General features: G+C 69.0%; 14 protein-coding genes. 9 read left to right on the top strand and 5 right to left on the bottom strand.

Annotated features, from left to right (window positions below; genetic code table 11):
- The first annotated feature begins 32 nt into the window (after positions 1-32).
- Complete coding sequence (locus QM626_RS13790; RefSeq protein WP_415077530.1) at positions 33-395, top strand: DoxX family protein; 363 nt, start codon at positions 33-35, stop codon at positions 393-395.
- 11 nt (positions 396-406) lie between these two features.
- On the top strand, positions 407-769 hold the full coding sequence (locus tag QM626_RS13785) for a hypothetical protein (protein WP_415077529.1): 363 nt from the start codon (positions 407-409) through the stop codon (positions 767-769).
- A gap of 14 nt (positions 770-783) precedes the next feature.
- On the opposite strand, the gene QM626_RS13780 is transcribed toward QM626_RS13785, so the two are convergent.
- From QM626_RS13780 to QM626_RS13765, 4 genes are all read right to left on the bottom strand, one after another.
- Positions 784-1,023: a hypothetical protein gene (locus tag QM626_RS13780; protein WP_415077528.1), complete on the bottom strand. Its 240-nt coding sequence runs from the start codon at positions 1,021-1,023 to the stop codon at positions 784-786.
- A gap of 425 nt (positions 1,024-1,448) precedes the next feature.
- Positions 1,449-2,339 carry a carbohydrate ABC transporter permease gene (locus QM626_RS13775; RefSeq protein WP_415077527.1) on the bottom strand — a complete coding sequence of 297 codons (891 nt, stop codon included), beginning with the start codon at positions 2,337-2,339 and terminating at the stop codon, positions 1,449-1,451.
- Positions 2,336-3,316, bottom strand: coding sequence for a carbohydrate ABC transporter permease (locus QM626_RS13770; RefSeq protein WP_415077526.1), 981 nt, complete (start codon positions 3,314-3,316; stop codon positions 2,336-2,338). The genes QM626_RS13775 and QM626_RS13770 overlap by 4 nt, the downstream gene beginning before the upstream one ends.
- 44 nt (positions 3,317-3,360) lie before the next feature.
- Positions 3,361-4,686, bottom strand: coding sequence for an ABC transporter substrate-binding protein (locus QM626_RS13765; RefSeq protein WP_415077525.1), 1,326 nt, complete (start codon positions 4,684-4,686; stop codon positions 3,361-3,363).
- 267 nt (positions 4,687-4,953) lie between these two features.
- Between QM626_RS13765 and trxB the strand changes: the two genes are divergently transcribed.
- On the top strand, positions 4,954-5,874 hold the full coding sequence (trxB, locus tag QM626_RS13760; protein ID WP_415077524.1) for a thioredoxin-disulfide reductase: 921 nt from the start codon (positions 4,954-4,956) through the stop codon (positions 5,872-5,874).
- On the opposite strand, the gene QM626_RS13755 is transcribed toward trxB, so the two are convergent.
- A complete protein-coding gene (locus QM626_RS13755) occupies positions 5,844-6,662 on the bottom strand; it encodes an enoyl-CoA hydratase/isomerase family protein (RefSeq protein ID WP_415077523.1) in 819 nt (272 codons plus the stop codon). The two genes, trxB and QM626_RS13755, sit on opposite strands and share 31 nt — an antisense overlap.
- 142 nt (positions 6,663-6,804) lie before the next feature.
- Here QM626_RS13755 and QM626_RS13750 point away from each other — a divergent pair, with 142 nt between their 5' ends.
- From QM626_RS13750 to QM626_RS13725, 6 genes are read left to right on the top strand one after another with little or no spacing between them, the layout of a single operon-like run.
- Positions 6,805-7,380, top strand: a complete 576-nt coding sequence (locus QM626_RS13750; RefSeq protein ID WP_415077522.1) for a hypothetical protein — start codon at positions 6,805-6,807, stop codon at positions 7,378-7,380.
- Between the two features lie 2 nt (positions 7,381-7,382).
- Complete coding sequence (locus tag QM626_RS13745; protein WP_415077521.1) at positions 7,383-8,408, top strand: hypothetical protein; 1,026 nt, start codon at positions 7,383-7,385, stop codon at positions 8,406-8,408.
- A 32-nt stretch (positions 8,409-8,440) separates the two neighbouring features.
- Positions 8,441-9,643, top strand: coding sequence for a lactonase family protein (locus tag QM626_RS13740; RefSeq protein ID WP_415077520.1), 1,203 nt, complete (start codon positions 8,441-8,443; stop codon positions 9,641-9,643).
- Between the two features lie 27 nt (positions 9,644-9,670).
- Complete coding sequence (locus tag QM626_RS13735; protein WP_415077519.1) at positions 9,671-10,900, top strand: neutral/alkaline non-lysosomal ceramidase N-terminal domain-containing protein; 1,230 nt, start codon at positions 9,671-9,673, stop codon at positions 10,898-10,900.
- Entirely contained in the window at positions 10,897-11,736 is an 840-nt protein-coding gene (locus QM626_RS13730) for an aldo/keto reductase (protein WP_415077518.1), read from the top strand. The genes QM626_RS13735 and QM626_RS13730 overlap by 4 nt, the downstream gene beginning before the upstream one ends.
- The gene (locus QM626_RS13725) at positions 11,737-12,900 is read left to right on the top strand and encodes a lactonase family protein (RefSeq protein WP_415077517.1); all 1,164 of its coding nucleotides are present in this window, start codon (positions 11,737-11,739) and stop codon (positions 12,898-12,900) included.
- The last annotated feature ends 4 nt before the right edge of the window (positions 12,901-12,904 follow it).

Here is a 12,904-nt window from a genome sequence, read left to right as displayed (position 1 = left end):
CGGCGACGACGAAACGTCGTGACGATGGCACTATGCTCATCGCCTATTGGATCGTCGCCGGCCTGCTCGCCGTGGTGTTCTTGGGCACCGGGATCATGAAACTCGCCCGGTCGAAGGACGCGCTGCAGGCCGTGGGCATGGGCTGGGCCGAGGACTTCAGCCCCACTGCCGTCAAGCTCATCGGCGTCGCCGAGGTGCTCGGCGCCATCGGCCTGATCCTGCCCGCCCTCTCCGGCATCGCCGCCGTGCTCAGCCCGATCGCGGCGATCGCGCTCGCCGTGCTCATGACCGGCGCGACGGTCGCGCACCTGCGGCGACACGAGCCGCCGATCCCCCTCGCACTCGTCGTGCTCTCGATCGCCGCGGCCGTCCTCGGCTTCCTCGCCGTCGTCTGACCGCGAGTCACGTGGACCTCGCCCGCAAGCTCCAGCTGCCGCCCGGCGGCGTGCTCCTTCGCACCGCGGCGGCCGATCTGCCCGACGCGTTCACCGAGCTCGCGAGCACGACGGATGCCGCGGCGGCCACTGCCGCGGTGGTGCTCGTCCGGGTGCGTGCGGAGCTCGCCAGCGCCGAGGTGCGCGAGACGCTCGAGTTCGCCCGGCGGGACGCGGTCTCCTGGATCGCATACCCGAAGGCCGGACAGCTCGGCACCGACCTCAACCGCGACAGCCTCGCCGACCTGGTGCGCGCGGAGGGCCTCCGGCCGGTGCGACAGGTCTCGATCGACCCGGTGTGGTCGGCGCTGCGCTTCCGCCCTGCGGAGGGCTGAGCGCGGCGTCGGAGTCAGCTCCGCCGGTCCCCGATCGCCCGGATGGCGCTCGCAAGGGTCGAGTACTCGCCGACGTATGCTCGTTGCGCGTTGCGGGCGAAGTACCTGCTCGACTGCCGTTCCACGCTCCCCAGGAACGAGCCGTCCTCCTGACCGACCCAGAAGTCGGATTCGACCTGTGTCCAGAGTCTGCCGGCGGTGGACGGCGATCCGTCGGCCGACGTCAGCACGGGATGGTTCTCGATGATGGCCATGGTGCTCCTCCTCATCGCGGCGCTTCGATCGCAGCTCCGATCGCGGCGCTTCGATTGTGAGCGCATGAGGCGACGACCGACTGAGGCTTGACAGGACGACCGGCACGTGTCCGGAACTCCGCTACAGCGTCAGCGTCAGCGCGGTGGTTTGAACTGCCGCCGATAGGCCTCGGTCGCCTCGTGAGCGCAGCGAAACGGAAGTTACACGCGGGGAGTCACGATTCTGAGGAGATTCGGGATTCTGAGGAGGATTGCCGCGGGAAGAGACCTCAGCATCCCGAATCTCCTCAGAATCGCGGATGCCGCAGCCGCCGCGCCGCGCGCACCACGCGTGCGCCGCGACCCGGCAGCATGCAGAGGCTTGACATCGCGAGCAGCGCGTGTCCACTGCTCGGACACGTGCCGGCGTCCCGCCGGAGCGCACGTCAGCCGGTCAGACCACCGTCCGTCAGGCCGGCGAGGACCTTCCGCTGCAGGGCGAAGTACGCGATGAACAGCGGCAGGCTCGTGAGGATCACGTGCGCGAAGACGAGGTTCCACGCGAGGCCGTCGGCGGAGGATGAGGCGAAACGGTACAGGGTCAGCGGCAGCGTGGCGCTGTCGGATCCGCGCAAGAGGAAGAGGGCGAAGAAGAAGTCGTTCCACACGCCGATGACGAGCATGATCGCGCCGGCGAACATCGTCGGCCGCAGCAGCGGCAGGATGACGTGCCAGTAGATCTGCCATTTGTTGGCGCCGTCGATGGCGGCCGCGTCCTCGAAGTCGTCGGGGAGCGTGCGGACGAATCCGGTGGCGAGGAACGTGATGATCCCGAGCCTGGTGCCGACCGACGTCAACAGGTAGCCGACGATCGTGCCGTTGATGCCGAGGTTCATCAGTACGAAGACGGTGGGGATGATGGCCGGCGGCAGGACGATGGACAGCACCGACAGGTAGTAGGTGACCTTGAGCACCTTCGAGCTCGACCGCGCATACGCCCAGGCGGCCATCGTCCCCAGCAGCAGCACCAGCACGATCGTCGGCACGGCGACGAGGATGCTGTTGCGCAGCCCGAGAAGATAGTTCCCCTGCACCAGCACCGTGGTGTAGTTCTCGACCGCCGCCCATACCGTCGGCAGGTCGATCGAGAGCCCGCCCGCCTCTCCCTCGGTCTTGAAGGAGTTGACGAGGAGGACCCAGAACGGCAGCAGGATCCACGGGATCGCGAACAGTGCGAGGGCGGTGTACTTCGCCCAGGACAGCGCGGTGTAGCGCGTGGTGCGACTCGCCTGCTTGGCGCGGGGAACCGTGATGAGGCGTGTGGTGGTGACGGTCACATCCGCACCTCTCTCCTGCGAAGGATGGCGAGCATGGGCACCGCCGCGACGACGACCATGACCGTGATGATCAGGCCGAGAGCGCTCGCGGTGCCGAACAGGCCGTTGCCGTATTGGGCGTAGAGCGCGTAGTTGAGCACGGCCGTCGCATTTCCGGGACCGCCGTTCGTCGTCGAGAAGACGATGTCGAGCGCGCTGAAGGCCGAGACGAGCGTGATGATGATGTTGAACGTGAACGACGGCGCGAGCAGCGGGAACTCGATCGACCAGAAGCGGCGCCAGCCTCCCGCGCCGTCCATGCGGGCGGCGTCGATGATCTGGCCCGGGATGCGGTTGAGTCCGGCGATGTAGATGAGCGTCGCCAGCCCGCTCCACTTCCAGGCGTCGATGACGGCCACCGTCAGCAGCGCCGAGACGTTGCCGCCGAGCCAGTAGAAGTCGAACCCTGGGACGAAGATCGAGATCAGCTGGTTCAGCGGCCCGTCGGGGGTGAGGACGGCGCTCCAGATGTACCCTGCCGCGAGCGGCGAGATCAGCACCGGCACGAAGTAGAGCGATCGGAAGAACGTGTCGATACGACCATTGCGCTGGAGCGCCTTGGCCAGGGTGAGACCGATCGTGTTCTGCACGAGCATGCCGGTGATCGCGTAGACGAGGGTCACCCCGACGGCGTGCCAGATCAGGCCGAGCTTGTCGAGCGTGATGAAGTTGTCGAGGCCGTTGAAGCGGATCGTGTCGCTGTAGCCGGTCCACTGCGTGAACGCGAAGAACAGGTTCGCGACGAACGGCACCAGGAAGAACACGAGCACGAGCGCGAACGACGGCAGCGCGAACCAGTAGAAGAAGAGCGCCTTGCGGCGTCGAGGACGACGTCCGGGAGCCCTCCCCCGTCCGCCCCGTTTCCGGGACGGACGGAGGCCGGTCTGCTCAGACGCCTCCAACAGCTGCTCCGCGTCGACGCTGTTGAGTGCGGTCATGATGTGCGTTGCTTCCTGTCTGCGGATCTGCTGCGGGACTCGGGTCAGCCCGCGGCTGCGGCCACGGCCTGGTCGTAGTACGCCTGCATGTTGTCGGCGACCTGTTGCGGCGTCGACTGCCCGGCGGTCAGCTTCATCGTCTCGTCGCCGATGTTCCCGAACCCGGGGATGCCGGCATTGATGCCGAGCGATGCCGACGCTTCGTACTGGTCGGCGACCTCCTGCCAGAGCCCCTGCATCTCGGGCGTGGTCGCGGTGTCGAGCGTGGGGATGCTCGTCGCCTCGTCCACGTAGTCCTGATAGCCCTGGCCCGTCGCGAACTCGATGAAGTCGAGCGCGACGCGCTCCTTGTCGGAGTCACCGGTCTCCGGCACGTAGAACGTTCCCAGCGGGCTGAACGTGTACGGCGCGGTCTGACCGGAGACGGACGGCGTGACGAACCCGATCTTCGAGTCCACGGCGTCCGTGTCGCCGTTCGCGAGGCTGTCGAAGACCGCGATCGCGTCGACGCTGTCGCCCATCATCGCCGCCTCGCCGTTCCACAGGGCGTTGCGCGCGTCCTCGATCTTCGCGGTCGCCGCATCCGAGTTGAAGCAGCCGGAGGTGCGCAGCTCGTCGTACTGCGTCAGCGCCTTGACGAACGCGCCGTCCGGATCGTTGATCTTCTCCTCGCCACTCGTGACCGCATCGATGTAGGCGTCGTCGATGTTGCTGTCCGCCAGGTAGAGGTAGACGGCGAGGATCGACTGCGGGTATCCCGAGCCCGCCGCCTCGAAGAAGGTGTCGACGCCCGAGCCCGACGACTGGACGGCGGCGCAGTCGGCGATGAGGTCGTCGTAGGTCTGCGGCTCGTCGAGCCCCAGCTGTGCGAAGACGTCTTTGTTGTAGAAGATGCCCCGGATGCCGAGGGGCCCGAGCGTCGCAGCGTAGGTCTTGCCGTCCGACACCCCGGACTGCTGGGCGATCTGGCCGCCCGCCTGGACGAAGTCCATGTCGCTGAGGTCGAGCATGTTGTCGGGCACGTTCAACCCGGAGACGTCGATCGGGTTGCCGCTCCACTCCATGAGGTCGGGACGCTCACCGGTGGCCCACTTGACCTGGATGTCCTTGGTGTAGCTGGCAGAGGGGATGTCGACGAGCTCGATGGTGTTGCCGGAATAGTCCTCGTACGCCTGGTAGAGGTCCAGCAGCGCCTGCGAATCGGCGGTGTTGTGCCACATCGTGATGGTCACGCCGGTGGGCACGTCTCCCGACAGGTCGGCGACGCCGCCGCCGCTGTTGCCGCTCATGCTCGCGTTCGAGCAGGCGGTGAGGCCGAGAACGGCGAACACGGCAGCTGCGACCGTGAGGCGCCTGCGATGGATCGTCATGTGATGGATTCCTCTCTCCGTTGAGGGTTCGACAGAGGCTACGTGAGCGGGTCGGCCGTTCCGGCCTCGCCTTCTGTCGAGTCGCTGTTGATAGCAATAGTGCCAGCCAGATTGCTGTCGCACAAGGATTTGTATCTAAATAGCTTTCAGTTCTGCTGTCGTGATTGCTAGCAATAAGCGCGGCAAAAGGTATCCTGTTCTCGTCCGACACGGTGGCGCGCCCGCACTGCCGGAGCTCGGACACGCGTGAGACAAGGGCGGTCAATCATGAACAACGTCATCATCATCGGCTCCGGGCCGGCAGGCTACACCGCCGCGATCTACGCGGCCCGCGCCGAGCTGTCGCCGATCCTCATCGCGGGGATGTCCGACGTGGGCGGCGAGCTCATGAACACCACGGAGGTCGAGAACTTCCCCGGGTTCCCGGAAGGCATCCAGGGTCCGGAGCTGATGGAGCGCATGCGCGCGCAGGCCGAGCGGTTCGGCGCGGAGATCGTCTTCGACGAGGTCACCGAGGTCGAGCTCACCGGAGACGTCAAACGGATCAGGACCGAGTTCGGCGAGGCCTTCGAGACGCGGACCGTCGTCATCGCGACCGGCTCCGCCTACCGCAAGCTGGGCGTCGCCGGCGAGGACCGCCTGTCCGGCTACGGCGTCTCGTGGTGTGCGACCTGCGACGGCGCGTTCTTCAAGGGGCAGCGTGTCGCGGTGGTCGGCGGCGGCGACTCGGCGATGGAGGAGGCGACCTTCCTCACCCGCTTCGCCGAGCACGTCACCGTCATCCACCGCGGCGACACCCTCCGGGCCTCGAAGATCATGCAGCAACGGGCCTTCGACGACCCGAAGATCGACTTCCGCTGGAACACCAGGGTCGACGAGATCGTCGGGGACGCGAAGGTGGAGCGCCTCCGACTCGACGGCGAGCCGGGCACGCTGGACGTCGAGGGCGTGTTCGTCGCGATCGGCAACGACCCGCGCACCGCGCTGTTCGGCGACCAGCTGCGGCTCACCGCCCAGGGCACGATCGCGGTCGAGGGACGCTCCTCGCGCACCAGCATCCCCGGCGTCTTCGCCGCGGGGGACGTCGTCGACCCGACCTATCGTCAGGCGGTGACAGCCGCCGCATCCGGGACGGTCGCGGCGATGGACGCCGAGCACTACCTCGCGTCGTGCGACGACGCCGCCTGACGCTTCGCCGCGCGCTCGGCGAGGAACGCGCGCACGGAGTCGCGATGCTCCGGCGTCGCATAGCAGATCGCCTGCGCCGCGCTGCCGAGCGCGTTGACCTCGGCGAGATCGAGCTCCGAAGAACGATTGAGGATGCTCTTGGCCAGGGCCTGCGCCACCGGCGGCTGCGCCGCCAGGGCCCGGGCGAACTCACGAGCGTGGCGGGTCAGCTCCGCCGCCGGCACCACGCGATCCGCGAGCCCGATCCGTTCGGCCTCCGCGGGCTCGACGCGGCGCCCGGTGTAGATCAGCTCCTTCGCCCGCGCCAGACCGACCCGGCGCGGCAGATGGAACATGCCGCCGCCGTCGGGCACGAGACCGCGATGCACGAAGCTCTCGCCGAGGGCCGCGTCATCGGCCAGCAGGATGAAGTCGCACGCCAGCGCGAGATCGAGCCCCAGGCCGAAGGCGGCGCCGTTGACCGCCGCGATCACCGGCCGGTCCAGCTCGTACAGCCGGGTGACGGTGTGATGGAACGCGCGCTGCCGACGCCATCCGAGCTCCGGTGCGCGCTCACCTTCGTCGAGGCGCTGCTGCATGCCCGCGATGTCGCCGCCGGCGCAGAACGCGGGACCGGCGCCGGTCAGGATCACCACGCGGATGCCGTCGTCCGCGTGGATCCGGGCCACGGCCTCCGCCAGCTCGCTTCGCATCGCATCGTCCACGGCATTGCGGACGTGCGGGCGATTCAGGGTCAGCGTCGCGACCGCGTCGGCGACCTCCACCTCGATCGTCTCGAAGCCGGCCATCGTCGCCTCCTCTCCGGGACACTCTTGACGCCCCAAACTTGCTCTCTATACTGATAGCAAAACTGCTTACAATATAGCTGCGGCCTCGCACGGACTCAATGCCCTCGCGGCGTGGACGCCGCTTCAATCGAAGGAGTCGAGCATGTATCTCGAGGACTGGTCGACAGCCGAGCTCGTCGACCCACGCGGTGCCGTCGCCGTGGAATCCGCCGCTGACGCCGTGGACACGTGGGTCCACGTGCCTCGTCTGCGCAAGGTCGGCTTCTTCAGCAACAAGAAGCCGAACGCCGACGCGATGCTCGATCAGATCAAGACGAGCCTGGCCGAGATCGATCCCGGACTCGAGTTCGCGTACGGGTCCAAGGAGCCGCTCGCGGAGAACGCCGACCAGGCCGTGCTCGCGTCGCTGACCGACTGCGACGTCGTGTTCCTCGCCTCCGCGGAATGCGGCGGATGCACCTCCTGGGTCGCGCGCGACTACATCTCCCTGCAGCGGCTCGGCGTGCCCTGCATGCTGATCGCGACCGATCGCTTCCGCTCGCTCGCCGAGGCGGTGCTGGCTCGCGGCGGCGTCGAGGAACCCCGGCTGATCGTGCCGCAGCATCCGGTCAGCGGCATCCCCGCGGAGCGGGCGCAGGCGAAGATCCGTGCGCTCATGGACGACGTGGCGACCGAGCTCGGTCTGAACACCGCGGCTCTCGTCACGGAAGGACGATGACGATGACCCTCACCCCCGCAGCCTCGTTCACCGCCGACGAGGTCGGCGACGGTATGCCCCTGTTCGCTCCGACTCGCGAGCGGGTCGCGCACCTCCTGGAGTTCGTGCCGCAGTCCGGCGAGACCGTGATCGGCGAGGTCCCCCCGGCCAACGGGACGCTCACCTACTCGGTGGCGGCCGCCAACGCCGCGATGACCGGATGCACGCCGCCCGAGTTCTGGCTCGTCACCGAAGTGCTCGCGGCGGTTCTCGGCGGCGAGTTCAACCTGCTGAGCATTCAGGCGACCACACATCCGGCCGGCCCTGTCATCCTCGTCAGCGGACCGGTCGCGGCCCAGCTCGGCGTCCACGGCGGCAGCGGCTGCATGGGGCCGGGCTGGCCGGTGAACGCCCGGGTCGGTCGGGCGGTGCGGCTGGCTCTCATGAACGTCGGCGGTGCGCGGCCGGGCGGACTGGACATGGCGACGTTCGGCGGTCCGGCCAAGTGGAGCCTCTGCTTCAGCGACCAGCCGGTCGACGTCGAGGCGAACCGCTGGCCGACCCTCGCCGAGGAGCAGACCGGCTCGCCGGACACGAGCACCGTCACGGTGATCGGCGGCGAAGGACCGCTCAACGTGAACGACCATTTCAGCACCCGCGCGACGGGACTGCTGCGGATGATCGCGCACACCTTGGCCACGGTCGGCTCCAACCACGCGCACAATCCTCGGAGCACGCCGATGGTGGTCATCGGCGCCGAGCACGCGGCGGTCATCGCCGGCGACGGCTTCACCCGTGACGACGCCCGCGCGTTCATCGCCCGTCATGCCCGCATCCCCCTGTCGCAGTGGTCGAAGGAGGCGCGAGACGGTCGGCTGCGCAATCGCTACCCGAAGCTGTATGGCGATGCGGACGACCAGGACGAGGTGGCCGTGGTCGCGCCGGAAGATCTCGTGCTCGCCGTCGCCGGCGGCCCGGGAAAGCACAGCGTCGTCATCCCGTCCTTCGGCCGCAGCGTCTCGGTGCGCGAGATCCGGCTGCCGGCCTGATCCTCCTCCATCCCGTTCCCGGAAGGGCTCACATGAGCATCGAAGAACCCCTGACAGCGACCAAGACCTTCGCCTACATCGGCCAGTTCGAGCGGTTCAAGGAGCCGATCAAGGACGCGTTCACCATCTGCGACTATGACGAGCGCTCGGGGGCCGTGCGCCCGATCGAGGCGAAGTTCCCCGGCATCAGCGTGAGCTCCACGTATCTCGACACCGCCCGCAGGGTGCTGTATGCGACCGACGAAGGCGTCACCTACGACCAGGCGCAGCACGGCTATGCCGGACGCGTCTTCGCCTTCCGGATCGACCCCGTCTCCGGCGATCTGGAGGAGATCAACCACTCGCCCAGCTACGGCTCGCTGCCGAGCTCGTCCACGCTCGACCCGACGGGGCGTTTCCTGCTGGTGACGCACCACACCGACCGGGTGCCCATCACCAGGGTGGAGGGCGACCGGGAGAGCGGCTTCCGCGTCGTGCAGGAGTACGACGCGGCGACGCTCGTGCTGTTCGCGGTAGGCGAGGACGGCGCGATCGGCGCGCCGCTGGATGTCGTGACCTTCATGGGCACCGGGGGCGCGCATCGGGTGCAGACCCATCCGCAGCTCCACGCCGTGGTGCGCTCGCCCTCGGGCGGCTTCTACGTCATCTGCGACAAGGGCGAGGACCGCATCTACACCGTCGCCATCGACGAGGCGGAGGGCCGCATCCGGCTGCTCAACGGCGAGACCGGGTTCGCCACCGTGCCCGGGGCGTCGCCGCGCGGCTTCGCCTTCCACCCCACCGAGCCGTACCTCTATGTGAACTTCCAGACGCGGTCGGTCATCGGCGTCTACCGCTACGACGAGCAGGGCGGTCTCGAAGAGGTGCAGGTGATCAGCTCGTTGCCCGACGGACAGCCCGACAGCTTCACGTTCAAGCAGGCCGACATCCGGTTCCACCCTTCGGGACGATTCCTCTACAGCTCGGTCCGCGGCTTGAACGGGATCTCCGTGTTCGGTGTGGACGGCGAGACCGGGCGGCTCACGCACCTGGAGACGATCCCGCTCGCCGGCGACTCCCCGCGCGGATGCGCGATCTCGCCCGACGGGCGGTTCATGCTGGTCGGCACCCGGTACAGCAACGAGCTGTGGACGTACCGGATCGAGGAGGACGGCCACCTGTCCCCGGTGGGCGAGCACGTCGAGGTGGCGAGCCCGGGAAACATCACGTTCTTCACCGCACCGGCCGGTCGATAGGGTGACCAGGGCGAAGGAGCACCGACGATGACCACACATCCGCATCCTCTGCGCGCCGCGGCGGTCAGCGTCGACATCACGCCGGCGGACCTGACCGACCTGAACCCGATGGGCACCTCGAAGAGCGTGCCGATGGATCCGACGTTCAGCGGCGTCCACGACCCGATCTCCGCGCGCATCCTCGTGCTGGAATGCCGGGGGACGATGGCTGTGCTCGTCTCGCTCGACGCCGTCGAGGTGGGCGAGACCGCCGACTTCCGTGCCGCGATCGAGCAGGCGACCGAGGTGCCGGCGGCGAACGTGCTGATGTGGGCGACGCACAGCCACAACGCACCGCGCATCGGGACGGTGTCGCCCGGCTCGCTCGCCCTCCGGCCGTTGGACGCGGCGCTCGTGAACTCGGCCGAGGTGCAGCGCCGTTGCATCCCCGCGATCCGCGTCGCGCTGGCCGCCCTCGCGCCGGCGACGGTCTCGGTCGCGACCGGCCACGCGGACGTCAACGTGCACCGCATGGAGTTCACGTCGGCGGGATGGCGTGAAGGCTTCGACGACGCCGGTCCGTCGGACAAACGGGTACAGGTCGTGCGGATCGACGCCGTCGACGGACCGCAGCTGGCGACCCTGTTCACCTACGGCGTCCACTCGACGGTGACGCTGGGGACGGGCGAGGTCAGCGGCGACCTCGCCGGCGCCGCGGCGCGGTGCGTCGAGGCGCGCAGCGCCGACGACATCGTGGCGCTGTTCGCGCCCGCCGCGATCGGAGATCAGGGTCCGCGGGTACGCGCGAAAGCCGCGCCCGCGGCGTTCGCCTACGATGCCGCCGATGCCCTCGGGCTCGTCGTCGGCGCGGAGGCGCACCGGGTCTCGCAGGCGGCGACACCGATCGCGACGGATGTGCTCGCGGTGGCGTCCGCCACGATCGCACTGCCCACCTCGGGCGCGATCTACTCCCCTGAGGAGGATCACGAGACGGTGCAGCTGCGGCTGACCGCCCTGCGGCTCGGCGACCTCGTGCTGGCCGGGGTCTCCGGCGAGGTCGACACGGAGCTCGCGGACCTGATCGAGCGGGCGGCGCCCCGACGGCACACCCTCCCGCTGTCGCTCGTGAACGACCGGATCGGGTACCTGCCCTCGGAAGCGATGTACGCCCGCACGATGGAGACCGGCAGACGCTGCGCGGTCGCCCCCGGGCGCGGCGAGCGCGCCGTCGTCGACGGCCTGGCGGAGCTGTTCCGCCGGCTCGAAGACGCCCGATGACCGATCCGACCGTGTTCCGCACCGACCGGGTCCTGAACGACTCCTCACGGCTGCCGGCCATCGGTCAGGGCTCGGCGCGCTCGACGGATCCCGGCGAGGCGATGGTCTCCGCCCTCCGTCTCGGCTACCGGTTGCTCGACACCGCGTCCGCGTACGGGACCGAGGCGACCGTTCCCCGGGCGATCGCCGCATCCGGGGTGCCACGCGGCGACGTGACCGTCATGACGAAGCTGCGCGGCCGCGATCAGGGGTACGGCTCCGCGCTGCGCGCCGCGGCGGAATCACGTGAGCGACTGGGCGGCGACCCGATCGACGTGTACCTGATCCACTGGCCGATGCCGGCCGTGGACCGATACGTCGAGACGTGGCGCGCGATGATCGAGCTGCGTGCGGCCGGCGTGGTGCGCACGATCGGCGTGTCGAACTTCACCGCAGATCAGCTCCGCCGCCTGGGCGATGAGACCGGGACGCTCCCCGCGGTGAACCAGATCGAGCTGCATCCGATCTTTCCGCAGCCGGAGCTGCGCGCCTTCCACGAGGCGCACGGCATCCAGACCGTCGCGTACAGTCCGCTCGCCCGGGGCGGCGAGGTGCTCGAGTCCGCGGTCATCGTCCGCATCGCCGCACGGCTCGGGATCACGCCGGCGCAGGTCATCGTGCGCTGGCATCGTCAGCACGGGGTCGTCCCCATCCTCGGGAGCGGGAACCCCGTCCGCCAGCGGCTCGGCCTCGAGGTCTGGGACTTCGTCCTGTCCGAGAGCGACATGGCCGCGATCGACTCGGCGTTCGATCCCCGCCGCCTCGGCGGGGATCCGCTGACGCGCGAGGAGCTCTGAATGACCTCCCGTTCGCGCGTGTACATCGGCAACTGGGACCGCTGGAAGACGCCGGAGAAGGACGCCTTCGTCGTGTGCGAGCTGGATGCGGCGACCGGCGCCCTCACGCGTCTCGGCGCTCAGTTCCCGGGCGTCTCGGTGGGGCAGGTCGTGGTCGACGCCCGCCGGGGCGTGCTCTACTGCACGGACGAGACCTCGCGGCATCCCGACCGCTTCGACGGCGGCGGCGGGAGGGTTCTCGCCTACCGCATCGATCCGGCCACGGGTTGGCTGACCGAGCTGTCGGACCGGCCGAGCTACGGGAGCCTGCCCAGCCACCTCGGCCTCGTGGCGGGCGGATCGCGGCTGGTGGTCACCCATCACACGGACGGCCCTCCCGTCACGCGGACCTCACGCCGCGCCGACGGCGGGTTCAGCGTCGAGAGCGTGTACGACGACGCGAACACCGTGCTGTTCCCGCTCGACGAGGACGGTGCGATCGGCGAGCCGCTGGACATCCTCACGTGGCACGGCGACGGCGGCCCGCTGCCGCGACAGACCCATCCGCGGCTGCATTCGATCGCGGTGGCGCCGAGCGACGCGTTCTTCCTCGTGTGCGACAAGGGGGACGACCAGGTGTTGACGTTCCGGGTCGTCGAGGGCTCGCGCCTCGAGGTGTCGTCCGTGCACCGGGCGCGTCCCGGCAGCTCGCCCCGCTACAGCGCCTTCCATCCCTCGCTGCCCGTCGTCTACGTGAATCACGAGACGCAGACCGTGATCGAGGCGCTGGCGTACGACGACGCAGGCGAGTTGCGCTCGCTCGGGCACGTCGACTCGCTGCCCCCGGAGGCCGTCGACACCGGCGCGACCATGCAGTCCGACATCCGGGTCTCGCCGGACGGCCGCTTCGTCTACCAGCTGATCCGGGAGCTGGATCTGATCAGCGCGTTCGCGGTCGATGCGCGCACCGGCGCGCTCACGCGCATCCAGACGGTCGCCGCCGGGGGACGCGATCCGCGCGGGTGCGCGCTGACGCTCGATGGACGGCATCTCCTCGTCGCCGCGCGGCTGAGCGACGATGTGGTCTGCTGGTCGATCGGCGTGGACGGGATGCTGACTCCCACCGATCATCACGTGCCCGCCGCCGCCGCAGGCAGCATCGCCGTCTACGACCTCCCGGTGTGATCGG

The sequence above is a fragment of the Microbacterium sp. genome, assembly GCF_047606385.1.
Classification (GTDB): domain Bacteria; phylum Actinomycetota; class Actinomycetes; order Actinomycetales; family Microbacteriaceae; genus Microbacterium.
Note: the sequence above shows the minus strand (reverse complement) of the source record. Positions and strands in the feature narration are given on the sequence as shown.

Excerpts from the sequence above, each read along its gene's own strand:
- QM626_RS13790 (WP_415077530.1), top strand. The coding sequence starts at position 33 with ATGCTCATCGCCTATTGGATCGTCGCCGGCCTGCTCGCCGTGGTGTTC.
- QM626_RS13780 (WP_415077528.1), bottom strand. The coding sequence starts at position 1,023 with ATGGCCATCATCGAGAACCATCCCGTGCTGACGTCGGCCGACGGATCG.
- QM626_RS13770 (WP_415077526.1), bottom strand. The coding sequence starts at position 3,316 with ATGACCGCACTCAACAGCGTCGACGCGGAGCAGCTGTTGGAGGCGTCT.
- QM626_RS13765 (WP_415077525.1), bottom strand. The coding sequence starts at position 4,686 with ATGACGATCCATCGCAGGCGCCTCACGGTCGCAGCTGCCGTGTTCGCC.
- trxB (WP_415077524.1), top strand. The coding sequence starts at position 4,954 with ATGAACAACGTCATCATCATCGGCTCCGGGCCGGCAGGCTACACCGCC.
- QM626_RS13755 (WP_415077523.1), bottom strand. The coding sequence starts at position 6,662 with ATGGCCGGCTTCGAGACGATCGAGGTGGAGGTCGCCGACGCGGTCGCG.
- QM626_RS13750 (WP_415077522.1), top strand. The coding sequence starts at position 6,805 with ATGTATCTCGAGGACTGGTCGACAGCCGAGCTCGTCGACCCACGCGGT.
- QM626_RS13745 (WP_415077521.1), top strand. The coding sequence starts at position 7,383 with ATGACCCTCACCCCCGCAGCCTCGTTCACCGCCGACGAGGTCGGCGAC.
- QM626_RS13740 (WP_415077520.1), top strand. The coding sequence starts at position 8,441 with ATGAGCATCGAAGAACCCCTGACAGCGACCAAGACCTTCGCCTACATC.
- QM626_RS13735 (WP_415077519.1), top strand. The coding sequence starts at position 9,671 with ATGACCACACATCCGCATCCTCTGCGCGCCGCGGCGGTCAGCGTCGAC.
- QM626_RS13730 (WP_415077518.1), top strand. The coding sequence starts at position 10,897 with ATGACCGATCCGACCGTGTTCCGCACCGACCGGGTCCTGAACGACTCC.
- QM626_RS13725 (WP_415077517.1), top strand. The coding sequence starts at position 11,737 with ATGACCTCCCGTTCGCGCGTGTACATCGGCAACTGGGACCGCTGGAAG.